The 24,929-nt window shown below is 72.7% G+C and carries 28 protein-coding genes; 13 read left to right on the top strand and 15 right to left on the bottom strand.

What is annotated here, in order from left to right; translation table 11 throughout:
* Nucleotides 1-293: 293 nt before the first annotated feature.
* From AC2CHG_RS10235 to AC2CHG_RS10220, 4 genes are all read right to left on the bottom strand, one after another.
* Nucleotides 294-1,043: a ZIP family metal transporter gene (locus AC2CHG_RS10235; RefSeq protein WP_194802106.1), complete on the bottom strand. Its 750-nt coding sequence runs from the start codon at nt 1,041-1,043 to the stop codon at nt 294-296.
* 39 nt (nt 1,044-1,082) lie between these two features.
* On the bottom strand, nt 1,083-2,282 hold the full coding sequence (locus AC2CHG_RS10230; protein ID WP_402810472.1) for a GNAT family N-acetyltransferase: 1,200 nt from the start codon (nt 2,280-2,282) through the stop codon (nt 1,083-1,085).
* Between the two features lie 52 nt (nt 2,283-2,334).
* On the bottom strand, nt 2,335-3,054 hold the full coding sequence (locus AC2CHG_RS10225) for a PP2C family protein-serine/threonine phosphatase (protein ID WP_402810470.1): 720 nt from the start codon (nt 3,052-3,054) through the stop codon (nt 2,335-2,337).
* Nucleotides 3,055-3,147: 93 nt separating this feature from the next.
* Nucleotides 3,148-3,711, bottom strand: a complete 564-nt coding sequence (locus AC2CHG_RS10220) for a helix-turn-helix domain-containing protein (RefSeq protein WP_262015633.1) — start codon at nt 3,709-3,711, stop codon at nt 3,148-3,150.
* Between the two features lie 58 nt (nt 3,712-3,769).
* Between AC2CHG_RS10220 and AC2CHG_RS10215 the strand changes: the two genes are divergently transcribed.
* Nucleotides 3,770-4,981 (top strand): benzoate/H(+) symporter BenE family transporter, encoded by a 1,212-nt coding sequence (locus AC2CHG_RS10215; protein WP_366618564.1) that lies wholly within the window; start codon nt 3,770-3,772, stop codon nt 4,979-4,981.
* 101 nt (nt 4,982-5,082) lie between these two features.
* Here AC2CHG_RS10215 and AC2CHG_RS10210 read toward each other — a convergent pair whose 3' ends face one another.
* The 7 genes from AC2CHG_RS10210 to AC2CHG_RS10180 all read right to left on the bottom strand — a co-directional run bounded on the left by AC2CHG_RS10210 (nt 5,083) and on the right by AC2CHG_RS10180 (nt 10,039).
* Nucleotides 5,083-6,987 (bottom strand): EAL domain-containing protein, encoded by a 1,905-nt coding sequence (locus AC2CHG_RS10210; RefSeq protein WP_262015631.1) that lies wholly within the window; start codon nt 6,985-6,987, stop codon nt 5,083-5,085.
* A complete protein-coding gene (locus AC2CHG_RS10205; RefSeq protein ID WP_262015630.1) occupies nt 6,974-7,597 on the bottom strand; it encodes an RNA polymerase sigma factor in 624 nt (207 codons plus the stop codon). The genes AC2CHG_RS10210 and AC2CHG_RS10205 overlap by 14 nt, the downstream gene beginning before the upstream one ends.
* Nucleotides 7,594-7,887: a hypothetical protein gene (locus tag AC2CHG_RS10200; protein ID WP_262015629.1), complete on the bottom strand. Its 294-nt coding sequence runs from the start codon at nt 7,885-7,887 to the stop codon at nt 7,594-7,596. The genes AC2CHG_RS10205 and AC2CHG_RS10200 overlap by 4 nt, the downstream gene beginning before the upstream one ends.
* 236 nt (nt 7,888-8,123) lie before the next feature.
* Nucleotides 8,124-8,489: a hypothetical protein gene (locus AC2CHG_RS10195; protein ID WP_402810464.1), complete on the bottom strand. Its 366-nt coding sequence runs from the start codon at nt 8,487-8,489 to the stop codon at nt 8,124-8,126.
* A 29-nt stretch (nt 8,490-8,518) separates the two neighbouring features.
* On the bottom strand, nt 8,519-8,767 hold the full coding sequence (locus AC2CHG_RS10190) for a hypothetical protein (protein WP_026268772.1): 249 nt from the start codon (nt 8,765-8,767) through the stop codon (nt 8,519-8,521).
* Between the two features lie 77 nt (nt 8,768-8,844).
* A complete protein-coding gene (gene mscL / locus AC2CHG_RS10185; protein WP_262015627.1) occupies nt 8,845-9,315 on the bottom strand; it encodes a large conductance mechanosensitive channel protein MscL in 471 nt (156 codons plus the stop codon).
* Nucleotides 9,316-9,355: 40 nt separating this feature from the next.
* Nucleotides 9,356-10,039: a FadR/GntR family transcriptional regulator gene (locus tag AC2CHG_RS10180; RefSeq protein WP_262015626.1), complete on the bottom strand. Its 684-nt coding sequence runs from the start codon at nt 10,037-10,039 to the stop codon at nt 9,356-9,358.
* A gap of 49 nt (nt 10,040-10,088) precedes the next feature.
* Here AC2CHG_RS10180 and AC2CHG_RS10175 point away from each other — a divergent pair, with 49 nt between their 5' ends.
* Nucleotides 10,089-11,357, top strand: coding sequence for an MFS transporter (locus tag AC2CHG_RS10175; protein WP_484524614.1), 1,269 nt, complete (start codon nt 10,089-10,091; stop codon nt 11,355-11,357).
* 10 nt (nt 11,358-11,367) lie between these two features.
* On the opposite strand, the gene AC2CHG_RS10170 is transcribed toward AC2CHG_RS10175, so the two are convergent.
* A complete protein-coding gene (locus AC2CHG_RS10170) occupies nt 11,368-11,724 on the bottom strand; it encodes an STAS domain-containing protein (RefSeq protein WP_135242831.1) in 357 nt (118 codons plus the stop codon).
* Between the two features lie 159 nt (nt 11,725-11,883).
* On the opposite strand from AC2CHG_RS10170, the gene AC2CHG_RS10165 reads away from it, so the two are divergent.
* The 6 genes from AC2CHG_RS10165 to AC2CHG_RS10140 are packed head-to-tail and all read left to right on the top strand — an operon-like array spanning nt 11,884 to nt 17,464.
* Nucleotides 11,884-12,744: an STAS domain-containing protein gene (locus AC2CHG_RS10165; protein WP_262015624.1), complete on the top strand. Its 861-nt coding sequence runs from the start codon at nt 11,884-11,886 to the stop codon at nt 12,742-12,744.
* Nucleotides 12,744-13,154 carry an STAS domain-containing protein gene (locus AC2CHG_RS10160; protein ID WP_262015623.1) on the top strand — a complete coding sequence of 137 codons (411 nt, stop codon included), beginning with the start codon at nt 12,744-12,746 and terminating at the stop codon, nt 13,152-13,154. The genes AC2CHG_RS10165 and AC2CHG_RS10160 overlap by 1 nt, the downstream gene beginning before the upstream one ends.
* Entirely contained in the window at nt 13,151-13,570 is a 420-nt protein-coding gene (locus tag AC2CHG_RS10155) for an ATP-binding protein (RefSeq protein WP_252451931.1), read from the top strand. The genes AC2CHG_RS10160 and AC2CHG_RS10155 overlap by 4 nt, the downstream gene beginning before the upstream one ends.
* Entirely contained in the window at nt 13,567-14,580 is a 1,014-nt protein-coding gene (locus AC2CHG_RS10150; RefSeq protein WP_262015679.1) for a SpoIIE family protein phosphatase, read from the top strand. Before AC2CHG_RS10155 ends, AC2CHG_RS10150 begins: the two co-directional genes overlap by 4 nt.
* Entirely contained in the window at nt 14,577-15,923 is a 1,347-nt protein-coding gene (locus AC2CHG_RS10145) for a sensor histidine kinase (RefSeq protein WP_484524613.1), read from the top strand. Before AC2CHG_RS10150 ends, AC2CHG_RS10145 begins: the two co-directional genes overlap by 4 nt.
* Nucleotides 15,924-15,925: 2 nt before the next feature.
* Nucleotides 15,926-17,464, top strand: coding sequence for a SpoIIE family protein phosphatase (locus AC2CHG_RS10140; RefSeq protein ID WP_355511382.1), 1,539 nt, complete (start codon nt 15,926-15,928; stop codon nt 17,462-17,464).
* A gap of 26 nt (nt 17,465-17,490) precedes the next feature.
* On the opposite strand, the gene AC2CHG_RS10135 is transcribed toward AC2CHG_RS10140, so the two are convergent.
* Complete coding sequence (locus tag AC2CHG_RS10135) at nt 17,491-18,279, bottom strand: helix-turn-helix domain-containing protein (RefSeq protein WP_262015620.1); 789 nt, start codon at nt 18,277-18,279, stop codon at nt 17,491-17,493.
* 31 nt (nt 18,280-18,310) lie between these two features.
* Here AC2CHG_RS10135 and AC2CHG_RS10130 point away from each other — a divergent pair, with 31 nt between their 5' ends.
* The 4 genes from AC2CHG_RS10130 (at nt 18,311) to AC2CHG_RS10115 (ending at nt 21,694) form a co-directional block, all read left to right on the top strand.
* On the top strand, nt 18,311-18,877 hold the full coding sequence (locus AC2CHG_RS10130; protein WP_262015619.1) for a TIGR03086 family metal-binding protein: 567 nt from the start codon (nt 18,311-18,313) through the stop codon (nt 18,875-18,877).
* A 71-nt stretch (nt 18,878-18,948) separates the two neighbouring features.
* A complete protein-coding gene (locus AC2CHG_RS10125; RefSeq protein WP_484524612.1) occupies nt 18,949-19,485 on the top strand; it encodes a PadR family transcriptional regulator in 537 nt (178 codons plus the stop codon).
* Complete coding sequence (locus AC2CHG_RS10120; RefSeq protein ID WP_262015617.1) at nt 19,482-20,183, top strand: ABC transporter ATP-binding protein; 702 nt, start codon at nt 19,482-19,484, stop codon at nt 20,181-20,183. The genes AC2CHG_RS10125 and AC2CHG_RS10120 overlap by 4 nt, the downstream gene beginning before the upstream one ends.
* Entirely contained in the window at nt 20,180-21,694 is a 1,515-nt protein-coding gene (locus AC2CHG_RS10115; protein ID WP_484524611.1) for an FtsX-like permease family protein, read from the top strand. The genes AC2CHG_RS10120 and AC2CHG_RS10115 overlap by 4 nt, the downstream gene beginning before the upstream one ends.
* A 4-nt stretch (nt 21,695-21,698) precedes the next feature.
* On the opposite strand, the gene AC2CHG_RS10110 is transcribed toward AC2CHG_RS10115, so the two are convergent.
* Nucleotides 21,699-21,842: a hypothetical protein gene (locus AC2CHG_RS10110; RefSeq protein WP_484524610.1), complete on the bottom strand. Its 144-nt coding sequence runs from the start codon at nt 21,840-21,842 to the stop codon at nt 21,699-21,701.
* Between the two features lie 22 nt (nt 21,843-21,864).
* Between AC2CHG_RS10110 and AC2CHG_RS10105 the strand changes: the two genes are divergently transcribed.
* Nucleotides 21,865-22,812: a threonine ammonia-lyase gene (locus tag AC2CHG_RS10105; RefSeq protein WP_262015614.1), complete on the top strand. Its 948-nt coding sequence runs from the start codon at nt 21,865-21,867 to the stop codon at nt 22,810-22,812.
* A gap of 14 nt (nt 22,813-22,826) precedes the next feature.
* Here AC2CHG_RS10105 and AC2CHG_RS10100 read toward each other — a convergent pair whose 3' ends face one another.
* Complete coding sequence (locus AC2CHG_RS10100; RefSeq protein ID WP_262015613.1) at nt 22,827-24,923, bottom strand: S9 family peptidase; 2,097 nt, start codon at nt 24,921-24,923, stop codon at nt 22,827-22,829.
* Nucleotides 24,924-24,929: the final 6 nt, after the last annotated feature.

Here is a 24,929-nt window from a genome sequence, read left to right as displayed (position 1 = left end):
GCCGAGACCGGCCCGCCCGCTCGACGAGGCCGCCGGGGCGGCTGCCGGACTGGCCGACGAGCCGGCGCCGGCGGCGGGCGCGACAGCCGGATCGTCGTCGCCGCAGGCAGGGACCGTCGCCGTCGCCAGGGTGAGGACGAGCAGAGTGACAGCCGACTTCACGCGCACCGCCCGATGCTAGGAGGACCGCCCGCCCCGGCACGACTCCACAGCCGATCCTTAACCCGCCGCTAAGCCGGCGGCCGGCGACCGGGCGGAAGCAACGCGGCGGCACCGGCGACCGAGCACGCCGGTCAGGCGTGCGAGAGCGCGAACGCGACCAGGAAACCGAGCACTGTGATCAGCCCGACCAGCAGGTGCGCGTCGGCGAACGCCTCCGGGACCATGGTGTCGGTGATCATCGCGAGGATCGCGCCCGCCGCGAGCGCGGTGATCGTCGCCAGCACCTCGGGCGGCGCGCCGCCCAGCAGTGTGTATCCGGCAAGCGCCGCCGCGCCGGAGATCAACGCGATGGCCGTCCACAGCCCGAACACGTAGCGCCGGGTGCGCCCGGCCTGCCGCATGCCGGCCGCGCTGGACAGCCCCTCCGGCACGTTGCTGAGGAACACCGCGATGACGGTGACCAGGCTGACCGGGCCGCCGGCGAGCAGGCTCGCGCCGATCACCACCGATTCGGGTACGCCGTCGAGCAGCGCGCCGACAGCGATGGCCGTACCCGAGCCGGGCTGCTCCTGCTCGGAGGGCTGCTCGTCGCCGGAGCGCTTGCGGTGCCGCGCGCCGTGCCGGGCCAGCAGCACGTTCGCCCCGGTGTACGCGAGCGCGCCGATCGCCGCGCCGATCACCACCGGCCGCAGGCCGCCCTGCTCGTGCGCCTCGTCGATCAGCTCGAACGAGACGGCGGAGAGCAGCACGCCCGCCCCGAACGCCATCACCGAGGCGGTCATCCGGCGCGGTACGCGCGCGAAGAACCCGACGGCCGCCCCGATCAGCAGGGCCGACCCGGCGAGCAGGCCCCAGAATCCCGCTTCCAGCCACTCCGGCACGCGCTGGACCCTACCCCCGGACGCGTGCCGCCAACCGGGTCAGAAGTCGGCGAACAGGTGCGGAAGTTCGCGGGGGAAGAGGCGGCGCAGCTCACCGGCCGCGTCCACGGGCACCTCACCCAGTCCGCGTACGACCACCTCGGCCGGGTCGAGCACCCCGTACGCCAGGGCGGACAGCCCGGCGGCGGTGAGCCGCGCGGTCGGCACGCTGCCCTCGGCGGCGGTCGGCGCCGGCAGCACCGCGAGCTTGCCGGTGGTGCCGTCGAGCAGGTGGCGACCGGCGAGCCAGCGGTCGCCTACCACCTCGACCAGTACCCGGCCGACCCCGACCGGCTGCTCGGCGAGCGCGTCCAGGCTGAGCAGCCGGGCCATCGGCGCGGTCGGGTCGGGCCGGGCCACCCGCGCCTCCACCTGTACGTCGAGGTCGGTGAGCCACAGCTCGGGCAGTTCGTCGGGGGTCACCTGGACGCTGATCCGGGCCACCTGGTCGACGTGCCGGGCGAAGAACTGGAGCACCGACGCGCGGGCGTACGCGTCGTCGACCAGCAGGTCGTCGGCGAACAGCGTGCCGGCGTGGTCGTCGATGCGGTAGGTCACCGCGCCGACCGTCTCGCCGCCGCGCACCACGGCGACCAGCCAGCGGTCGTCGCGGTCGCGCAGCCCGACCGCCCGGAAGTCCGGGAAGACCGCGAAGCCGTGGCGTTCGCGCAGGCACCGCTCGGTGTACGCGCGCCACCGCGGATACCCCGCGCCGATCCGCTCCCAGACCAGCTCGTCGGGCAGCTCGGCGCGCAGCAGCGGCGCCAGGTCCGCCGGGTTGAAGATCGCGGTACGCCGCCGGGGCAGCCCGATGTAGCCGAAGCGCTCGTAGAACGAGGCGCGGAACGGGTGCAGCGCGGTGAGCTGGTGGCCCTCCTCGCGCACGCCGTCGAGGAGCTGCTGCATGAGCGTGCGGACGTGGCCGCGCCGGCGGGCCAGCGGATGAGTGGCCACGCCGGCGACACCGGCCATCGGCAGCACCGCGCCGCGCAGGTTCTGCCGCATCGGTATCGCCGACACGGCCGCCGCGGTGACCCCGTCCTCCTCGGCCACCAGCGTCGTGTTCCCGGCGTTGTACGGCAGGTACGCGCGGAACTGGTCGGTCCGGGTGGCGCCCATCGGCGAGGCCTCGAACGCGTACGCCTGGAGCGGGAAGCTGGTGGTCAGTCGTTCATCGGCGGCCAGCCGGCGAATGTGCATCCGTTCATCCCAACCGCACCCGCCGTGGTGCGCAACCGGAAAGGGCGCCCGCTCACGCCTGGGTGACGTCCGAGATGACCACAGTCACGTTGTCCGGCGCGCCGGCCTGGTGGGCCAGTTTCACCAGTTGCTCGCCGCACTGCTGGCGGTCCCCGTAGGTGGCGAGTGCCGCCGCGATGGCGGCGTCCTCCACGTAGTCGGAGAGGCCGTCGCTGCACAGCAGCAGCCGGTCGCCGGGGAAGACGGTGAGTGCGCCGACGGCGGGCGGCGCGTCGGAGCCCTGCACCGCGCGGGTGACGAGCGAGCGCTGCGGGTGGTGCCGGGCCTGGTCGCGGGAGAGCGCGCCCTGGTCGACGAGCGCCTGCACGAACGTGTCGTCGCGGGTGAGCTGGGTCAGCTCGTGGTCGCGCAGCAGGTAGCAGCGGGAGTCGCCGACCTGGGCCAGGACCAGGGTGTCGCCGGCGAGCAGGCCGGCGGTGAGCGTCGTACCCATGCCGTCGCGGGCCGGGTCCACCGTGATGGCCGCGCGGATGCGCTGGTTCGCGGTGCTGACGACGGCGCGCAGCGCGTCGGCCGCCTCGTCGGCGCCGGTGGGCGGCGTCAGCTCGTCCAGGATCCGGATGACGATCTCGCTGGCCACCTCGCCGGCGGGGAGCCCGCCCATGCCGTCGGCCACCGCCACGAGGCGGTCACCGGCGAGGGCGGAGTCCTCGTTGTTGGTCCGGACGAGGCCGACGTCGTTGAGGATGGCCGAGCGGAGGATGAGCGTCATGACGACAAGCTTGCCAAGAAGAACGGGTCCGCGTCTGCACGCGCTGGCGGGTCTGCTGAAAGAAATGTCATCAGCTTGCATCCTGGGTATGCGTCAACTGTCCGGTGTGGACGGACGAGGATAGCGCAGCAGGAGGCTCGCGTGGACCTCCTCCTCGCCCACCGCCGCGTAGGTGTGCGGCACGTCGGAGGACCACCGCAGGTAGCCCCCGGGACCGGCGGTCAGCGGGGCGTCGGCCGGGCCGGCGCGGAGCACGCCGGAGAAGACCGTCACGTGTTCGGTCACGCCGTCGGAGTGGGCGGGGGAGAGCTGCGCCGGTCCCGGTGCGACCCGCATCCGGTACAGCTCGTATGTCGCCTCCCGGTCGTCGAACACCTCCAGCAGCGTGGCGCCGACCGCGGCCCCGCGTACGGTCGGCGCCTGGTCGGGCGCGGAGAGCACGGCGGTCAGCGGTACGCCCAGCTGCGCGGTGATCGCGTACAGGGTCTCCAGCCGGGGGTTGCGCACACCGTTCTCCAGGCCGGAGAGCGTGGCCTTGCCGACGCCCGCGAGGCGGGCCAGCTCGGACAGGGAGATGCCCCGCTCGGTGCGGAGCGAGCGGATGCGCCGGCCCACCTCCAGGGCGCCCCGGTCGTCGGCTGGTGCGGCGGCTGTCATGGGGGCTATCGTGCTACACCGTGCCGTTCCGTAAACGGAACGGTCGGAGGAGGAGAGCATGGGCGGTCGGCTCCAACCCGTCCTGGCCGGCGTGGTGACCGCCCTGGTCGGCTTCGCCAGCTCGTTCACAGTCGTCCTGGCCGGGCTGCGCGCGGTCGGCGCCGAACCGGACCAGGCCGCCTCCGGCCTGCTCGCGCTCTGCGTCGCCAGCGGCGCCTGCGCGGTCTGGCTCGGCCTGCGGCACCGGCTGCCGCTCGCCATCGCCTGGTCCACGCCGGGCGCGGCGCTGCTCGTCGCCACCGGACCGGTCCCCGGCGGCTGGCCCGCAGCGGTCGGCGCCTTCCTGGTCGCCGGATTGCTGATCATCGCGGCCGGGCTGATCCCCGCGCTCGGCCGCGCGGTCGCCGCGATCCCGGCCCCGATCGCCTCCGCCATGCTCGCCGGGGTGCTGCTGCCGCTGTGTACGGCGCCGGTACGCGCCCTGGTCGAGGTGCCCCGGCTCGCCGGGCCGGTGGTGCTGGTCTGGCTGCTGCTGCACCGGTTCGCCCGCCGCTGGGCGGTACCCGGCGCGCTCGCCGTGGCGGTGGTCGCGATCGCGCTCACCACCACCGGGCCGGCCCGGCTGGACGCCGCACCCGTCGTCGCGCTGACCGCACCGGCCTGGACGCTGCCCGCCGTCGTCGGGCTTGCGCTGCCGCTGTTCCTGGTCACCATGGCCGCCCAGAACGTGCCCGGCACCGCAGTGCTCGCCGGGTACGGCTACCGGGCCCCGCTGGGCTCCGCACTGCGGGTGACCGGGCTCGCCACCGTGCTCGGCGCCCCGGCAGGCGGCCACGCGGTGAACCTGGCCGCGATCACCGCCGCGCTGGCCGCCGGCCCGGACGCCCACCCGGACCCGGAGCGGCGCTGGATCGCCTCGGTCACCGCCGGGATCGGCCTGGCCCTGCTCGGTCTGAGCGCGGGCGTGGCGACCGCCCTGGTGCTGCTCTCCCCGCCGGTGCTCGTCGAGGCCGTCGCCGGGCTCGCCCTGCTCGGCGCGCTCGCCGGAGCGGTCACGGCGGCGGTCGCCCAGCCGGACGCGCGGGAGGCGGCGGTGGTGACGTTCGTGGTGACCGCCTCCGGGGTGAGCCTGCTCGGGGTGGGCGGCGCGTTCTGGGGACTGGTCGCGGGCTGGCTGATGCTGCTGCTGTTCCGCCGCCGGGCCGCACCCCCGCCGGTCGAGCCGGCCGAGCCGGAACCCGCCCCGTCGGTTCCCGCCCGCTCAGGGTGACAACTGTTAGCGTGACGTACGCAGGAGGCCCGCGAGGGTTCCCGCAACCGCCTCAGGGCCCGCTCTCACGCGGGCCCTTTGTGCCTCACCCACCCGGTTGCTCAGCCCATCGCTGTCTGCTGAGGCGGAAACCGCAGTTCGAGTTCGACCGTCTGAACATTCTCCTGACTCACTGTTATCGGTGCTGGCCGCCCGATGTGGTAGCCCTGAGCGAAGTCGACCTCGGCCGCGTGCAGAAGGTCCATCGTCTCCTTGTCCTGGACGTACTCGGCGGCGACACGGATGCCGAGCGTGTGACACAGTTCGACAAGCGCCGACACCACAGCCTGGTCTGCCGGGGATCGGCAGAGGTCGACGATGAACGCTCCGTCGATTTTGACGAGGTCCACCGGCAGGTACTTCAGTTGAGCGAGAGCGCCGTAGCCGGTGCCGAAGTCGTCGAGCGCGAGGTGGCACCCGATTTCCCTGATTCCCGTGGCGAAGGTCAGGGCCTCGTTCCGATTCTCGATCAGCGCGGTTTCGGTGATTTCGAATGTCAGGCACTCCGGCTTGACGCTGTGCCGATTGATCGCCTCGGTCACGAAGGTGAGTAGACCCGGGTCGGCGAGCGATTTTCCGGAGACGTTCACTTGATAGTGGGAGGTCTGGGCTCCGCGGCCGATCAGTTCCAGAGCATGATCGATGACCCATTTGTCGACGGACAGGATCTCACCCACACGCTCGGCCATGTCGAGGAAGGCCCACGGCGCGACCGGTTCGCCGGTGTCACTCCGTATCCGCAGCAGAATCTCGTGACGGGCGATCTGGTTGAGTGCGAGATCGGTGATGGGCTGGGCGTACAGGGCGAAACGGTTCGTCGAGACAGCGCCGAGAATCCGCGAACGGCAGCGCTCCGTCCGCTCCCTCTCGGCGGCCGGATGCTCCAGGACCTTGACGTCGGTCGCGCTCCGGCGTGCGTCGCGGGCCGCGTGCTCGCCGTCGATGAGAAGGTCGAAGCCGGTGTCCGGGATGTCGCTGCCGAAATGGACCACACCGGCTGAGATGTTGAGCCGCAGTGGCTTCTGGCGGACGCTGAAGAGATGATTCCGGAACTTGTCGACGATCCGCGCAGCCAGGCTCTCAGCCGCCCCCGCTTGTTCCTGTCGGGCAAGTAGCAAGCCCCACGAGCCGGAGCCCACCAGGCCGCTGGTCACGTCATGCCCGACGACTGTGCGCAGGGTCCGGGCGATGTCAGCCGTCAGTTGGTCCCGGTCCTCGTCGGTGAGCGCGTCAGGCATGCGGGTGGCGGGCTCGGTCGTGACGACGATCAGGGCGCCGCCGGTCGTGCGACGCGCCCTGTCGACCTCGTCGATGACATAGCCCCGGGTCTGTAGTCCGGTGAGCACGTCCCGTACGGCCAGATCGGCGCCGAGCATCTGACGGCGGATGGCGAGCCGACGCTGCTCCTGGCGAGCGAGCTCGAGCGCGGTGACGTCCTCGCCCGTGGCGATGACGCCGACCGGCCGGCCCGCCTCGGTCAGGATCTCGAGGTGGCAGGACACGTGGCGGATGCTGCCTCCGGGTTGGACCACCCGGAAGCCGATCTCGTCGGGACGGCTCTGCTCCCACGCCGTCCTCACCACGTCGAGGACACGCTCGACATCAGCGGGATGGACGAGTTCGAAGAGCGTCCGCGGGGTGAGGCGGAGCGTTCCGGGCGCGTGGCCGACGATCATCGCCATCTCGTCGGACCAGGAGAGCCGCTCGGAATGTTCCGTCTGGCCGGCGCCGAGCAGCCAGGTGACCGTGCCCCGCTTCGCGAGCTGGGCGGCGCGCGCCACCCGGGTGGCCTCGTCGGCGTCCCACGTCAGCGGGTCGACGAGGTCGGCATCCACGATGATCTTGTAGCCCTCTGTCAGGGAGAGGTCGTACTGACTCTGCACCGTCCGTGCGACACGTCGGGCGCGGGCGAGTTCGAGAGGGCTGGGCCTGGTCTCGGCCAAGGTCAGGATGTCATCGAGGTCCACGGCCCGCCCCCTGACGCCGGTCGCGCTCCGAACGGGTGAAGCCTGCTTCCTCGGCCAGTTCGCCCAGCCTCTTCTTGGCGGCGGTCTTGTAGGAGCGGACACTGTTCTCGGTCAGCCCGAGAATGCTTGCGATCTCCTGGTTGGAGAAGCCCTCCCGCGACATCTGGAACACTTCGGCGTGCCGTGCCGGTAGCTGGTGCAGCCAGCCTCGCAGCGTCTCCTGCGCCTCCCACACGTCCGCGATGTCCGAGTGGGACGACGGTGGCAGGTCTTCCGGTGCCACCGCGGCTTCCCGCTGGCGCCGATCGTGGTCCTTCAGCATCTTGAAACGGGCCGTGCTGATGATCCAGCCGGCCGGTTTGACGTGCTCGCGAAGCTTGGGCCACTCGACTCGGCCGTGCAGATACGCTTCCTGAAGGGCGTCGTCCACCGCTTGACGGTCTCGACACGTCGCCCTGAGGATCCGTTCGACCCGGTAGTAGGAGCCCTCGGCGAATTCGGCGAACTCCCGGTCGTGGAGCGCTTTCAGGCGGGCTGCCTCCGCCTCGCGCAGAGCGTCGCTGTCGGCGGGGCCCGGTGTCAGAGCGGCCGTGCCCTTGATGTCGGTCACGCCGCCTCCTCGACGGCCTCGGGCTTCGACGCGCTGCGTCCGCCCAGCTCGACCTCTCGATGCCCGTCGCGGTCGCGTTCCACGATCCGCACGACGTCATGGTCGGCCTCCGCGAGCCGAATCAGCCATGTCACCCGGGCTGTGGTGCGTGTCGTCGCCTCGCGTTCCTCGTTTATCCGGGCCCGGTATGCCACATAGGCTCGCACCAGGCCGGCGACCACTCCGGCGACTGCTGCAGCCACGGCCACCACCTGGTATCCGGTGAGCGGTTCCGCCAGCGCTTCGTTCATCGTTCCCCCTCGACCCCCTTGGTTCGCCAAATAACTATCCGTGGCGGAGGGTCGATGTAGATACGTGAGCGCGCGCAATGTTTTTGAAGATCAATGATCAAGGCATTCATCTGCGATTAGAGCGCAAAGTCACGCCATTGGGACTCTGTGCAAGCGGATTGGTGAGCGCCTTTTCGGGGCAACTTGCATTGATCATTGATTACCGTGGGTGATAAATGCATCACCTCTGCCGGGGCTCACTCCTCGGCGGGCAGCTCCGCGGCCGGGACGGTGAGGCGTACCGCGCCGTCGCCCACCGCGGCGATCCGGTCGGCCAGCACGTAGACCGCGCCGGTGCGGACCAGTTCGGTGGAGACCTTGAGGTAGCCGTCGCGCAGCAGCCGGGCGGCCAGGTCGGCCGGTACGTCGGGCTCCTCGACCGCCGCCGACTCGATCAGCTCGTCCAGGCTGCTGCCCGGGTCGACCGGGGCGGGCGCCTGCACTGTCACCGCGGCCGGGTCGCCACGCTGCACGAGATCGACTGTGCCCACCTCGACGCCTGCGGAGTCGACCACCCGCATGCCGGTGGTGACCCGGGAGACGGTGTCCTGCTGCTGGCTCATGCAGAAGCGGTTCCCGGGGCGCGCGGGCGCTAAACGGACGGGGCCCAGCCGCCCGGCGGGCGGGGGGACAGCTCGCGCCAGGTGTCGGTGCCGTCCAGCAGCGCGCGGACCGTCTCCTCGGCCTCCTCGACGCTGGCGTGCTCGTAGAACCGGGAGACCCCCTCGGCGCCGCCGGCCCGCTGCTCCACGTGCCAGCGGTCGCCGTCCACCCGGAGGAAGACGTCACGCCGGGCGAGGCGTCCCCATTTCCCGTTCCACCAGTGCCTACGCTGCTCCATGCCCGGACTCTATCGAACATGTGTTCGATAGACGTCGGCCCCCGCGGGATTCCCGCGAGGGCCGATCGGCTATGGCGTCAGCGCGGCGCGGGCGGCTCCTGCCGGCGGCCGAGCGCGTCGTCCAGGGCGCTGCGCTGGCCGGGGGTGCCGTGGTTGCCGGCGAGCAACGCGTCCCGGATCTCGGTGAGCAGCTTGACCTCCTCGCTCGGGGCCGACGGCGGCGGCTCCTCGCCGCGCTTGCGCCGCTCGGCGAGCCTGTTCATCGGGTAGACGACGAGGAAGTACAGCGCCGCCGCGGTGAGCAGGAACGTGATCGCCGCGTTGACGAAGGCCACCCAGTCGAACGGGATCTCACGGAACGTCGGCGTCGAGCCGGTGAGCCCGTTCTTGCTGCCGGTGATCAGCGCGATGAACACCCGCACCAGCGGTTCCAGGAACGACTTGGTGAGCTGGGTCACCACGCCGGTGAACGCGGCACCGATGACGACACCGACCGCCAGGTCGACGACGTTGCCGCGCATGATGAAGTCTTTGAAGCCCTTGAGCATCCGTACTCCCGTGCCCTGATGAGTCTGCGTCGGGGACAACCTATGCCTCGGCGGGCCCTTCGAGAAAAGCACCGGCCTCGATCGCCGCCCGCTGCGGGTCGCCGTCCCGGATCGCCTCGACCAGCCGCCCGTGGTCCACGTACCGCTCCGGGGTCAGCGCCTCGCCCATCGCCTGGGCCACGGTGCTGCGCAGTGCGGCGCCGACCGACGCGTACAGCTCGGCGAGCATGGCGTTGTGCGCGGCGGCCACCACGACCGTGTGCAGCGCGGCGTCCGCCTCGACGAACTCGTCCACCCGGCCGCCGCGCCACGCGGCCTCGCGGGCCGCGAGCGCGCCGTCGAGCGCCGCCAGGTCCTCGGGGGTACGCCTCAGCGCGGCGAGCCGGGCGGCCTCCACCTCGAACGCGCGCCGGACCTCGATCACCTCGGTCATCCGGTCGTCGGTGAGCCGGCGGGCCACCACCGGCGCCAGTTCGTCGGTCGACACCACGTAGGTGCCGGAGCCCTGCCGGCACTCCAGCACCCCGGCGTGCACGAGCGCCCGGACCGCCTCACGAACGGTGTTCCGCCCCACACCGAGCGCGGCGACCAGTTGCGGCTCGGTGGGGATGCGCCCGCCGACCGGCCACTCGCCGCCGAGGATCCGTTCCCGGAGCTGCTCGATCGTCTGCCGGACCCGGTGACCGCGCGGAGGCACGGCGACGGAATCCCGGGCGGGTGTCACCGGTTACACCTCGTGCCGAAATTCATCCCATGATTGTAGGTTCGAGGTCATGACTCCGCCACCTGCGCCCGCCGCGACAGTGCCCGCCCCGGGCGTCACCGCCGCGTCGGGCCGATCCCCGGCGACCGGCCCGGTCCGGGGCGGTCTGCTCGTCCTGGCCGGGATGCTGCTCGTCGCGCTGAACCTGCGGGCCGCGGTGACCAGCCTCGGTGCCCTGCTCGACGAGATCCGGGTCGGGCTGGGGCTGTCCGGCGCGATGGCCGGCCTGGTCACCACACTGCCCACCATCGCGTTCGCCGGACTGGGCGCGCTCACCCCGTGGCTGGTCCGCCGCTGGGCCGCGCCCCGGGTGCTGGTGCTGGCCATGCTGGCGCTCACCGCCGGGCAGGTGCTGCGCGCGGTCACCGGCTCGGCTGCGGTCTTCGTGCTCACCAGCGCGCTCGCGCTCGCCGGCATCGCGGTGGCGAACATCCTGCTGCCGATGCTCGTCAAGCAGCACTTCCCGCACCGCACCGGACTGGTCACCGGGGCGTACACGATGGCCCTGACGGTGGGCACGACGGTGGCCGCTGCGGCAGCCGTGCCGGTGGCGCACGCGTTCGGCTCCTGGCGGGCCGGACTCGGCATCTGGGCCGGGCTGGCCGCGCTGGCCGTAGTCCCGTGGGTGCCGCTCGCGCTGCGGGCCCGCGCCGCGCGACGGAACGCGCCCCCGGCGGTGGCCGTCGCCACCCCGGCCCGGGTGCAGCCCGCCCGGACCCGGCTCGGCTGGGCCATGGCGGTGTACTTCGGGGCGCAGTCGCTCAGCGGGTACGCGATCATGGGCTGGCTGGCCCAGCTCTTCCGGGACGCCGGCTACCGGCCGGAGGCGGCCGGGCTGCTGCTCGCCGGCGTGACCGCGCTGGGCGTGCCGGTGGCGCTGATGATGCCGACGCTCGCCGGCCGGCTGGCCACGCTGCGTCCGTTGGTGCTGTCGCTGACCGTGTTCTCCGCCGCCGCGTACACCGGTCTGGCGCTCGCCCCGCACGGCCTCGCGCCGCTGTGGGTGCTGCTGCTGGCGCTCGGCCAGGGCGCGTTCCCGCTCATCCTGACCACGATCGGGCTGCGCGCCCGGACCGCCGAGGGCACCGTGGCGCTGTCCGCGTTCGCGCAGAGCACCGGGTACGTGATCGCGGCACTCGGGCCGCTGCTGGTGGGCATCCTCTACGAGGCGACCGGCGGCTGGACCGCCCCGCTCGGCTTCCTGCTGGTGGCGCTGGCCGTGCAGACGGCGGCGGGCATGGTGATCGCTCGTCCCCGCTTCATCGAGGACGAGCGCTGAGCGGGATCGGTCAGGAGGAGGCTGGGGTGGGATCGCCCGCGACGGCCTGCTCGACCGTCGGGTACGTGTGCAGCACCTCGACCAGACCGCTGACCTCGAGGATGCGCAGCACGCCGCGCTGCGGTGCGGCCAGCCGGACCACGCCGCCGACCTCGTCACAGTTGTTCTTCGCCCGGACGAACACCGACAGGCCGGTGGAGTCGCAGAACGACACCTCGGCCAGGTCGAAGACGAGGCGGCTGCGCCCCTTGTCCAGCAGATCCGTGATCTGGTCCTGGAGCTGCGGTGCCGTGGCCATGTCCAGCTCGCCCGCGACCGACACGACGACCACGTCGCCGCGCTGTTCCGTGTGCACCGTCAAGGACATTCGTCGACCTCCTGTGTTCGGGGGAAACGGTATCCCACGATGGGCGCGCCGCGCAGAACGGGAGCGGTCACGGGTGCGGTCGATCATTCTTTGCTCCGCGACAAGTACCGCGTCAGCCTCCGGTGATAGAGTCCGCCCGTCCAAATCAGGGAGGTCAGCATGGCGTTGAGCGCCGAACAGGGTGGTCGGCTCGCCCACCTGCTCAGTCAGCACGCGGACCGGCTGACCAACCGCTGGACGGAGATCGTCGCGAGTTCGCTGCGCGGTCGCCTGAGCCGGGCCGAGCTGGCCCGGCAGGTCCAGGAACTGCACCGCGCGCTGATCGACGCCGGTCGCCAGGGCGTCTCCGACCTGGCCGGCGAGCACGGCGGTGAGCTGCGGGCGGTGCTGTCCGAGCTGTCCACCAACCGGGCCCGGCAGGGATTCTCCGCCACCGAGACCGCGATCAGCGTGTTCGCGTTCAAGGACGCCCTGCTGGAGCTGATGGAGGAGGAGAAGGGCGACGAGACCCTGCGCGACTTCGTCTCCATCTCCGCGCTCGTCGACCAGATGGGCCTGTTCACCTTCGAGACGTTCGTCCGCGCCCGGGAGAGCCTGATCGCCGACCAGGCGGAGCAGCTGCTGGAGCTGTCCACCCCGGTGGTCAAGCTCTGGGAGGGCGTCGTCGCCGTCCCGCTGGTCGGGACGCTGGACTCGGCCCGCGCCCAGGTGGTGATGGAGCGGCTGCTGCAGACGCTCGTCGACACCGGCTCGCCGTACGCGATCATCGACATCACCGGCGTGCCGGCGGTCGACACGCAGGTCGCGCAGCACATCCTCAAGACCGTGGTGGCCGCCCGGCTGATGGGCGCCGACTGCATCATCTCCGGCATCCGCCCGCAGATCGCCCAGACGATCGTCGCCCTCGGCATCGAGTTCGGCGACATCGCCACCAAGGCGAGTCTCGCCGACGCGCTGCGCCACGTGCTGCGCCTGACCGGGGTCGAGACCACCGCTCGCCGCCCGCGGCGGGAGTCCTGATGGAACGGGTGCCGATCCTCAAGATCGGCGACATCCTGCTGGTCTCCATCCAGGTCGACATGTCCGACCAAACGGCGATCCAGTTGCAGGAGGACCTCGCCGAGCGGATCGTCGCCACCGGCTGCCACGGCGTGATCATCGACATCACGGCGCTGGACATCGTCGACTCCTTCGTCGGCCGGATGCTGTCCACCATCGCGTCCATCTCGAAGGTGCTGGACGCCGAGACGGTGGTGGTCGGCATGCGCCCGGCCGTCGCCATCACCCTTGTCGAGCTGGGGCTGTCGCTCAACGGCATCCGTACCGCGCTGAACGTCGAACGCGGCATGGAGCTGATCGCGGTCAGCCGCGCCGACGAGTGGGACCAGGCGGCCGACGACGAGGACACCGAGACGACGGCGACGGCATGACCACGGGCGTCGACCTGGGTGTGCCGGCGACCCAGGCGATCCGCAGCGACGAGGACGTGGTGCGGGTCCGGCAGTTGGTGCGTACCACAGCCGTCGCGGCCCGGCTCTCCCTGGTCGACCAGACGAAGCTCGTCACCGCCGCCAGCGAGCTGGCCCGCAACACGCTGATCTACGGCGGTGGAGGCAGCGCCGAGGTGAGCACCGTCTCCGACGGCCGCCGGCGCGGCGTGCGGATCGTCTTCGCCGACGAGGGACCGGGCATCCCCGACCTCGACCTGGCGCTCACCGACGGCTACACCACCGGCGGCGGGCTGGGCCTGGGACTGAGCGGCGCCCGCCGGCTCGTCGACGACTTCGACATCCGCACGGCTGTCGGCGAGGGGACGCGGATCACCGTCACCAAGTGGTCGCGATGATCGCCGACGTGGTACCCGACCACGGCATCTGGTTTCGGGTCGACACCGGCGCGACAGCCGGCAGCGTACGCCGGGCGGCCGAACGTCTCGGCCGGCAGCTCGAACTGAGCGCGCCGCGCGTCGCGGACCTGGCCATCGTCACCGCCGAGCTCACCAGCAACCTGGTCAAGCACGCCCGCGAGGGCACGCTCCTGATGCGCCCCGCGCGCCGGGGCGGGCAGGCCGGGGTGGAGCTGGTGGCCATCGACTCCGGTCCCGGCATGGCCGACCTGACGCTCTCCTCCGTCGACGGCCACTCCACCGCAGGCACGCTCGGCATCGGGCTCGGCGCGATCACCCGGCAGTCGAGCCGGTTCGACGGCTACTCGACGCCCGGCCGGGGCACTGTCCTCGTCGTCCAGGTCTGGGACGCCGCACCGCCGGAGCCGGACTGGGCAGCCGGACTGGCCCGGCCGATCACCGGCGAGCAGACCAGCGGCGACGGGTACGCGGTCCGCCAGGTCGACGGTCGGCGGCAGGTGCTGGTCTCCGACGGGCTGGGCCACGGACCGCTCGCCGCCGCCGCCACAGGTGCCGCCGTGTCCGCGTTCCGCTCCGCGCCGGACGGTCCGCCGGACGTCGTGGTACGGCACCTGCACGCCGCCATGTCGCACACCCGGGGCGCGGCGCTCGCGGTGGCCGAGCCGGATCCGGCTGCCGGACTGCTCCGCTACGCCGGGCTCGGCAACATCGCCGCGATGATCGTCGCGCCGGGCGAGCGGCGCCGCGGCCTGGTCTCGCTGCCGGGCATCGCCGGGCACCAGCGTCCGGCGATCCGCGGGTACGACTACCCCTTCTCGCGCGACGCCACCCTGGTCATGCACAGTGACGGGGTGGTGGATCGCTGGGACCTGGACGACTATCCCGGGCTCGCCGGGCGCAACCCGCTGCTGGCCGCCGCGACGCTGCTGCGTGACGCCGGCGTCCGCCGCGACGACGCCTGCGTCCTGGTGGCCCGGGGGGCGGCATGACCGGACCCCTCCTGCACCTCGCGCTCCGGGTGGAGCAGGACATCTTCCTGGTCCGGCAGCGGGGCCGGGAGGTGGCCGCGGCGGTCGGGCTGGAACATCAGGACCAGGTCCGGATCGCCACCGCGCTGAGCGAGGTGGCCCGGGAACTGCTGCACGGGGCAGACGGCGCGGACGTCACGTTCGCCCTCGACCGCGACGCGGTGGGCCGCCCGGTCCTCCAGGTGGACCTGTCGCCGCTGCGTCCGCTCCCCGGTGGACGGTACGAGCCGCAGTCCGGCGCCGTCGCGCGTCTGGTGGACACGTTGCGGGTGGTGGCCGTCGATGGCGATACGGTCGTGAGGATGTCCCGACGAGTGCCCGACCACGCCGAGGAGCTGACGGCTGATCGCGCCGCCGAGCTTCGCGCCGAGCTGGCCGAGCGCGCGCCGGGTTCCGCGCTGGACGAGTTGGCCGCCCAGAACGCGCAGCTCATCGCCGCCCTCGACGAGGTACGCAGCCAGCGCGACGAGCTGGCGGTGCTCAACTCCGAACTCCAGGAGACCAACCGGGGCGTGATGGCGCTCTACAACCAGCTCACCGAGGAGCTGGAGGAGACCAACCGCGGCGTGGTGGCGCTCTACGCCGAGCTGGACGAGAAGTCCGCCCAGCTGCGGGCCGCCAGCGAGTCGAAGAGCCGGTTCCTGGCGAACGTCAGCCACGAACTGCGCGCCCCGGTCACCGCGATCATCGGCCTGGCCCGGCTGCTCGCCGACTCCGCCTCCGACCCGCTCACCGGCGAACAGGCCCGCCAGGTGGGGCTGATCCGCTCCTCGGCGGGCGACCTGCTGGGGCTGGTCAACGAGCTGCTCGACCTGGCCAAGGCGGAGTCGGGCCGGATCGAGCCGGACTGGTCCGAAGTCGACCTGCGCGCCGTGTTCGGGCAGTTGCGCGGCACGCTGCGGGCGCTCGCCTCCCGCCCCGAGGTGGAGCTGGTGGTCGAGGAACCGCCGGCCCCGGCCACCGTGCGCTCGGACGAGGTGCTGCTCGCCCAGGTGCTGCGCAACCTGCTGCACAACGGGCTGAAGTTCACCGAGCGCGGCGAGGTACGCCTGCGCGCCGAGCGCCGCGGCGACCAGTGGACGCTGTCGGTCACCGACACCGGCGTGGGCATCCCGCCGGAGCTGCACGAACGGGTCTTCGAGGAGTTCTACCAGGTGCCCGGCACGACCCGGGTCGGCGGCACCGGGCTCGGCCTGCCGTACGCGCGACGGCTGGTCACGCTGCTCGGCGGGACGCTGGTGCTGACCAGCGAAGCCGGCCGGGGCAGCACGTTCACAGTGGCCCTCCCCGTGGGCGGAGCGTGACGGTGGACGGCGGGCCGGTGACCGTGCTTGTGGTCGACGACAGCGGCCCCAAGCGATATCTGCTGGTCAACTGGCTGACCCGGGCCGGCTTCGTCACCGTCGAGGCGGAGAACGGCACGGCGGCGCTGGACCGGGTGGCCCGGGAACCCATCGACCTCGTGGTGCTCGACGTCCGGCTGCCCGACATGAGCGGCTTCGAGGTGTGCGAGCGGATCAAGGAGGCGTACCCGTCGATCCCGGTCATCCACGTCTCCGCGCACGCCGTCGACGTGGTGGACCGGGCGCAGGGCCTCACCCGGGGCGCGGACGCCTACCTGGCCGAGCCGATCGAGCCGGAGGAACTGGTCGCCACCGCCCACGCGGTGCTGCGCTACTACCAGGCCCGGCGCCGGGCCGAGCAGCTCGCCGAACGGCTCGCCGCGCTCGCCGACGCCACAGTCGAGATGCACGCGACACCGAACTTCGTCCGGCTGCTGGAGGCGGCCGCGAGCGGCGCGGCACGGATCTTCAACGCCCCCGCGGCGGTCGTCGCGGAGACGTTCGACGGGGACTGCCTGGCCGGAGTGGCGGTCGACCCGCACACGCCGGCCACCATCGTGCCGTGGGTGGTGGACGACACCGGAGTGCCGATCGGCACCCGGGTACGCGTCGACGAGCCGGCCAACTGGGCGCTGGCCGGCTGGCCGGACGGCGACACCGTGACGGTTGCCGCGTCCCGGCTGCGCGAGGACCGGGCCCCGCTCTACGTGGTGGTCCCGACCGCCACCCAGACCGTACGCACGCCGGTGCTGGTGCAGCTCGCCCAGGCGGTCGCCTCGGCGGTGGAGGCGCAGCGGTCCTTCGACGAGGAGCACCGGATCGCTGTGACGTTGCAGCGCAGCCTGCTGCCGCAGCGGCTGCCGGACGTGAACGGCCTGGACCTGGCCGTCCGGTACGAGCCGGCGAGCGCGCAGACCGAGGTGGGCGGCGACTTCTACGAGCTGGTGATGCTCGACGGGCACCTGCTGGTGGCGATCGGTGACGTGGCCGGGCACTCGCTGCACGCCGCCACCGTGATGGCCGAGCTGCGGCACGCGGTGCGGGCGTACGCGGTCGAGGGGCACCAGCCGGGCGTGATCCTGGACCGGGTCAACGAGCTGATGCGCACCCTGCTGCCGACCGAGCTGGCCACCATCTGCGTCCTGCTGCTCCACCCGCCGACCGGGCTGGTCCGGCTGGCCAGCGCCGGGCACCTGCCGGCACTGCTGAGCCGGGACGGGCGGGTCGAGTTCGTGACGCAGTCCGCGCCGCTGCTCGGCGTACGCGCGCCGCGCCCGCCCGACCTCGAGTTCGTGCTGCCCGCCGGGGCCACGCTCGTGCTCTACACCGACGGGCTGATCGAACGGCGGGACGCCACGATCGACGACGGCATGGCGGCGCTCGGCGTGGCCGCCACCCGGGTGGACGACGACCTGGACGAGTTCTGCCGGCGGCTGCTCGTCGAGCTGGCACCGCCGGAGATCCACGACGACGTGGCGGTGGTGGCGGTCCGCCGCCGCTGACCCGCATCGGCGCGGCCCGCCCCGCGTCACTGTCGCAGGGCGGCCAGCGAGCGGGCGTACGCCGCGGGTGAGACCCCGGCGACGGCGGTGAACTCGCGGACCAGGTGGGCCTGGTCGGCGTACCCCAGATCGGCGGCGACCCGCGACCAGTCGAGCGGCCCGGCGGCGGCCTGTTCGATCGCCTCCTGGAGCCGGTAGCGGCGGATCACCCACTTCGGACCGACGCCGACGTGGTCCAGGAAGAGGCGCTGGAGCCGGCGGACGGAGACGGCCCGCCGCCGGGCGAAGTCGGTCACCCGCAGCACGGTCCGGTCGGCGCGGATCTCCTCGACCAGGGCGGTGGCCTCCGCGTTGAGCGGATCAGCGACCGGCGACCACGAGGTCAGCAGGGCGTCCAGGCTCGCGCAGCGCTCGTCGTCGGTGCCCGGGCAGACCGGCCCGTCCGGGATCGGTACGCGCCGGCCGGTCAGCTCGGCGACCGGGCGCCGCCAGAACGGCCGGAAGCCGCCCGGGCGGAACTGGACGCCGGAGACCCGGCCGGCGCCGTGCAGCGTGACGGCGAACAGGCCGGTGTCGACGCCGGCGATCTCGCCCTGTTCGGGCGCGCCCTCCTGCGCCTGGAACACCACGTTCACGGCGGGGTGCGGCACCACCCGTTGCTCGAACGGCTCGTCCAGGTCCCAGTCGATCAGCCAGTAGTGCTCCACCCACTGGCGCAACGCCGGGGCGGCCATCCGGCGCCGGAACCGGACCTGCTGCCGAAGCCGGACGGGATCGAGGATGCCCCGGTTGTCACGCCGCGGTTCGTGTCGCATTTCTTCAAGACCGCCCTCATACGCTGCCACTATGAGCACGAAGACTAGTGAGCTGCTCGCCGTCGCGGCGCCGCGTACGGCGGCGGTGGTACGGGGTATTTCGGACGACCAGCTCGCCCTGCCCACGCCCTGCCCCGACTACACAGTGCGCGACCTGCTCAATCACCTGTTCGACGTGGTGGTCAACTTCCAGGCGCTGGCGCGTCGGGAGGAGGTCGACTGGTCCGGCAAGACCGATCATCTGACCGACGGATGGCGGGACCGGTTCGCGACCGAGACGATCCGGCTCACCGAGGCGTGGTCCGATCCGGCCACGCAGGAGGGCGTCTCGCCCGGCATGGGGCTGCCGCAGGAGACGGTCGGCTCGATGGCGCTGATCGACCTCACCGTTCACGGATGGGATCTGGCGCGGGCCACCGGCCAGGAGTTGACAGTGGACCCCGCGGTGGTTGCGGCGGGGCACGAGTTCATGGACCGGATGGGCGACACGGGCCAGAAGATGGGCGCGTTCGGCCCGCCGGTGCCCACCGACGCGGCACCGGACGGCATGGACGCGCTGCTCGGCCGGGCCGGACGCGATCCGGCCTGGACCCGCTGATCCGAACGGCCCGCGTTGTCCCGCGCGGGCCGTTCTTGACAGCGCTATTCGCTCAGCGAATAGTAAGGGAGATGTCCACTCAGCACGTTCTGCTCGGGCTGCTCGCCGCCGGGCCACGCCACGGCTACGAGCTGAAGCGCGCGCACGACGAGCGCCTGCCCCGGGCCCGGCCGCTCGCCTTCGGGCAGGTCTACGCGACGCTGGCCCGCCTGCACCGGGACGGCCTGGTCGTGCCGGCCGGCCAGGAACGCGACGGCGGTCCGGACCGGACCGCCTACGCGCTCACCGACGACGGGCGGGCGGCGCTCGACCACTGGCTGGGCACCGTCGAACCACCCATGCCGTACGTGGCGAGCACGCTGTTCGCCAAGGTGGTCGTCGCGCTCCTGGTGGCAGACGCCGCCCGGGCCCGCGGCTACCTGATCGCCCAGCGCCGGGCGCACACGCAGCGGCTGCGTGAGCTGACAGCGCTCAAGACCGCCCCCGGTGCCCGCCTCGACGAGGTGGTCGCCGCCGATTTCGCCGTCGCCCACCTCGACGCCGACCTCCGGTGGCTGCACACCACCCTGGACCGGGTCGTCGACTGGCACCGGGAGGTGCACTCGTGACGTTCCTGCAAGCGCGCGGCGTGGTCCGCGCGTACGGCCACACGCCCGCGCTGCGTGGCGTGACGCTCGACGTGGCCGAAGGCGAGATCCTCGCGGTCACCGGGCCGAGCGGATGCGGCAAGTCCACCTTGCTGCACTGTCTGGCCGGCATCCTGCGTCCCGACGCCGGTCAGGTCACCTGGCGCGGTGAACGGATCGACACGTGGCCGGAGGCGGCCCGCTCCCGGCTGCGCCGTACCGAATTCGGGGTGTTGTTCCAGTTCGGCCAGCTCGTCGCCGAGCTGACCGCGGCGGAGAACGTCGCCCTTCCGTTGTTGCTCGCCGGCACGGGGCGGCGAGCGGCACGGACGGCGGCACTCTCCTGGCTGGACCGGCTCGGTGTGGCCGACGTCGCCGACGTCCGGCCCGGCGAGATGTCCGGCGGGCAGCAGCAACGGTGCGCGCTGTCCCGCGCCCTGGTCACCGAACCACGGGTGATCTTCGCCGACGAACCGACCGGCGCGCTCGACACGCTGGCCGGTGAGCAGGTGCTCACCCAGATCGTCCGGCTGGCCCGCGAGCAGCGCACCACAGTCGTGCTGGTGACCCACGAGCCGCGCATCGCCGCGTACGCGGACCGGGAGGTGAGCCTGCGCGACGGCAGGGTCGACCACACCGGCCTCGGGCTCGACCCGGCGCTGCCGGGCGGATCACGGTGAGGCCGGGCACGCTGCTGCGGCTCGCGCTGGCCGGCACCCGCACCGACATCGCCCGGGTGGTGCTGACCGCGGTGAGCGCCGCGCTGGCGACGCTGGCCGGGCTGGCCGCGCTGACGGTGCTGGCGGTGGTGAAGCCGCCGGTCGGCGATGCCTGGACGCAGTCCGACCAGTACACGAACGCCCTGCTGCGGGAACCCGGCCTGCGTCCCGGCGTCGCGTTCGCGGTGCTGCTGCTCTGCGTACCGGTGCTGGGACTGGCCGGGCAGTGCGCCCGCCTCGGTGCGCCCGGCCGGGACCGGCGGCTCGCCGCGTTCCGGCTGGCCGGCGCCACCCCCGGGCAGGTCACCCGGGTCGCGGTTGCCGAGACCGGCGTGGCGAGCCTGCTCGGCACCCTCGTCGGCCTGGCCGTCTTCCTGGCCGGGCGCCGGCTGCTGCACCGGCCCGACGCCGACGGGCGGCTGCCGCTGCCCACCGACGTGCGTCCGGCGCCGGTCGCCGTGGCCGCCGTGGTGCTCGGCCTGCCGCTGGTGGCCGCGCTGGTCAGCGCGCTGCTGCTGCGGCGGGTCACCACCACCCCGTTCGGCGTCGTACGCCGGGTCCGCACCCGGGCGCCCTGGCCGTGGCCGGGCGTGCTCGTCCTCGCCGCGCTGGCGATGTTCGCCGCGATCCGCCCGCTCCTGCTCTGGTACGAACGGCGTGGCGCGGTGGCCCCCGACTGGCTGGTGCCGACACTGCTCGTCGTCGGCGGGCTGACCGCGATGATCGGCGTGGTGTCGGGCACCGGCTGGATCTCGTACCACACCGGCCGGCTGCTGCACCGGCACGGACGCGGCCCGGCCGCACTGCTGGCCGCCCGCCGGCTGGCCGCCGACCCGTGGGCCGGCAGCCGCACGTTCGCCGCGCTGCTGGCCGCGCTGATCTTCGGCGCCGGTGCCGCGGGACTGCGTGCCGACTTCCAGGCCGAGGCCGAGGTGACCCGCCGCACCGGCTCCGGACTTGCCGACCCGGGCTTCTACCTCGGCGCGATGGACCTGGTCGACCTCGCGGTCGTGGTGGCGATCGCGATCGCCGGCGGCGGGCTGCTCGTGGCGGTGGTCGAGGGGATCACCAGCCGGCGGCGGGCGTACGCGGCGCAGGTGGCGACCGGCGTGCCACGGGCCACCATCGGCCGGTCGCTGCTCTGGGCCGCGCTCGCCCCCGCCGTACCCGCGATCGGGCTCGCGCTGACGGTCGGCTACCTGCTGGTCCGGGGCGTCATGCCGGCACCGAGCAACGGCGGCTTCACGCGGACGATCTGCGACGCCGGCACGGAACTGTGCGGCGACCCGGCCACCGCGGCGCGGTACACCCGTACCGAATGGGTGCCGAAGACGACTGTTCCGCCGGACGTACCGTGGGATCAACTGGCCTGGCTCGCGGCGGGCGGGCTGGCGGCGGTGCTGTGCACGGTCGTGGCCGGCCTGCTGTTCCTGCGCACCGCGACCTCGGTGGAGGAACTGCGCGCGGGCTGAGCGGTCAGCGGCCGAGCAGGCCGGCGGAGCCGGCGACGGTCAAGCCGATCACCGTCGAACAGCAGCAGACCACGAGCGCGGCGGCGACCACCACGAGGATCAGCCAGGTCGGTCCCCGTCGCGCCGCCGAGGGCTCCTCCGCACTCATGCGGGCAGTCTAGGTTGGTGCGATGGAGCTGATCTCGATCGCCGATGTCCGCGCCGCCGCAGAGGACGTCGCCGGCACCGTGCTGCGGACTCCGCTGGTGCCGGCGCTCTGGGACGATCAGCTGTGGCTCAAGCCGGAGAACCTGCAACCGGTGGGGTCGTTCAAGCTGCGCGGGGCCACCCACGCGGTGGCCCGGCTCGACCCGGCGACCCGGTCGCGGGGCGTGGTCACCCACTCGTCGGGCAACCACGGTCAGGCGCTGGCGTACGCGGCCCGCGCGTTCGGCGTGCCCTGCACAGTGGTGGTCCCCGAGGGCGCGCCGGAGGTCAAGGTGACCCGGATGCGGGCACTCGGTGCGGACGTGCGACTGGTGCCGCCGGCCCGCCGGTTCGCCGAGGCGGAACGGATGGTGGCGGAGACCGGCGCGACGCTGGTGCCACCGTTCGACCACCCGGCGGTCATCGCCGGGCAGGGCACCATCGGGCTGGAGATCGTCGCCGACCTGCCGGACGTCGACGTGGTGCTGGTGCCGGTCGGCGGCGGCGGGCTGGGCTCGGGCGTCGCCACGGCGGTCAAGGCGCTGCGCCCGTCGGCCGCCGTGATCGGCGTGGAGCCGGCACTGGCCGCCGACGCCCAGGAGTCGCTCGCCGCCGGCGAGGTGGTGGTCTGGGACGTGGAACGCACCTACCGGACCTGCGCCGACGGGCTGCGTACGAACCTGTCCGCGTTGACGCTCGCCCACCTGCGCGAGCGGCTCGACGGCATCGTCACGGTCACCGAGGACGAGATCATGGCGGCCACCGGCCGGCTGCTGCGGGACGTGCGGCTGGTGGCCGAGCCGAGCGGCGCAGTCGCCCTGGCCGCCCGGCTGTTCCACAGTGGCGAGCTGCCGACCGGCCGTACCGTCGCGGTCGTGACCGGCGGCAACGCCGACCAGCACGTGCTGTCCGCCGCGCTCGCCCAGGTGTAGGGAAGGGCCCCTCCTTACACGGCGCGGCCGACGCGGTCGAGGATCCAGGCGTTGACGAACGCCTCCTCGCGCCACGAGTCGTAGCGGCCGCTCGGACCGCCGTGACCCGCGCCCATCTCGGTCTTGAGCAGGTAGTCGCCGGCCGGCGCGAACGACCGCAGCCGGGCGATCCACTTGGCCGGCTCGTGGTAGAGCACGCGGGTGTCGTTGAGGCTGGTCACCGCCAGGATCGCCGGGTATTCGACGGTGGTCACGTTCTCGTACGGCGTGTACGACTTCATGTACGCGTAGACCTCGGGGTCGTCGAGCGGGTTGCCCCACTCCTCCCACTCGGTCACGGTCAGCGGCAGCGACGGGTCGAGGATCGAGGTGAGCGCGTCCACGAACGGCACCTGCGCGACGATGCCGGTGAACGCGTCCGGGGCGAGGTTCGCCACCGCGCCCATCAGCAGGCCGCCGGCCGAGGCGCCCCGGGCGACCAGCCTGTCGCTCGCCGTCCAGCCCGCCTTGACCAGGTGCCGGGCGCAGGCCACGAAGTCGGTGAACGTGTTCTTCTTGGCCAGCAGCTTGCCCTCGTCGTACCAGCGCCGGCCCAGCTCACCGCCGCCCCGGATGTGTGCCACCGCGAAGATCACGCCGCGGTCGAGCAGGCTCAGCCGGGCGATCGAGAACCACGGGTCCATGCTCGCCTCGTACGAGCCGTAGCCGTAGATGACGGCGGGCGCCGAACCGTCGCGCGGCGTGTCGCGGCGGCAGACGAGCGAGATCGGTACGCGGGTGCCGTCGTCGGCGAGCGCCCAGTCCCGGTGCTGCTCGTAGTCGGCCGGGTCGTACGCCCGCCCGTCCGGCCCGGGAAGGACCGGCTTCTGCCGGCGCAGCGTCAGCTCACGGGTCACCAGGTCGTAGTCGTAGACCGAGTCGGGGGTGACGAGCGAGGTGTAGCGCAGCCGTACCTCGTTCGTGCGGTACTCCGGGTTCGCGTCCAGCCCCACGCTGTAGATCGGCTCGGGGAAGTCGATGTCCCAGCTGTCGTCGCTGCCCACCGGCAGCACCCGCAGGCCGGTCAGCCCGTTGGTGCGCAGCGACACCACGAGGTGGTTCTCGAACGCGTCGACCGCCTCCAGCCGGGTGCCGGGCGTGTGCGGGATCAGCGGCTCCCACTCGCCCGGCGCGTCCGCCGAGGTGTACGCCAGCGCGAAGTCTTCCGCGCCGTCGTTGTGCAGGATCAGGAAGCGGTGGCCGTGGTGCTCCACCGCGTACTCGATGCCCTGACGCCGCGGGGCCACGACGGCGGGCGCACCGGTCGGGTTGGACGCCGGGATCACCCACACCTCGCTGGTGATCTTGCTGTGGATGTCGATGACCACGAAGCGCTCGGAGCGGGTCAGCTCGACGCCGACCCAGAACCGCTCGTCGTCCTCCTGGTGGACCACCACGTCCTCGGTGGACGACGTGCCGACGGTGTGCCGCCAGACCCGGTTCGGCCGCCACGCCTCGTCCACCGTCACGTAGAACAGCGTGGACGCGTCACTGGACCAGGCCGTGCCGTAGAACGTGTCCGGCACCTCGTCCGGCAGCGACTCGCCGGTGGTCAGGTCCTTGATCCGCAGCGTGAAGCGCTCGTCGCCGGAGAAGTCGGTGGAGTAGGCCAGCCAGCGCCCGTCCGGGCTGACGTCGAACGCCCCGAGGGAGAAGAAGTCGTGCCCCTCGGCGAGCTGGTTGCCGTCGAGCAGCACCTCCTCGCCGTCGAGCGGGGCGCCGTCCACGCTGACCGGGGGCGCCGTCTCGCCCGCCCGCACCGCGCGGCGGCAGTGCACGCCGTACTGCTGCCCCTCGACCGTACGGGTGTAGTACCAGTAGCCGTCCTTGCGCGTCGGCACCGACAGGTCGGTCTCCTGGGTGCGCCGGCGCGTCTCCTCGAACAGCTCCGCGCGCAGCCCGGCCAGGTGGGCGGTGCGCGCCTCGGTGTACGCGTTCTCGGCGTCCAGGTACGCGATCGTGTCCGGGTCGTCCTTGACGGCGAGCCAGGCGTACTCGTCGATCACGGTGTCACCGTGGTGGACGCGCTCGGACGGGACGCGCTTGGCGACGGGCGGTGGGGTTTCGGTCACGGCGCC

The sequence above is a fragment of the Micromonospora sp. ATLC20 genome, from assembly GCF_057196585.1.
The sequence above is the reverse complement of the archived record's forward strand: the minus strand, read 5'-3'. Positions and strand labels throughout refer to the sequence as shown.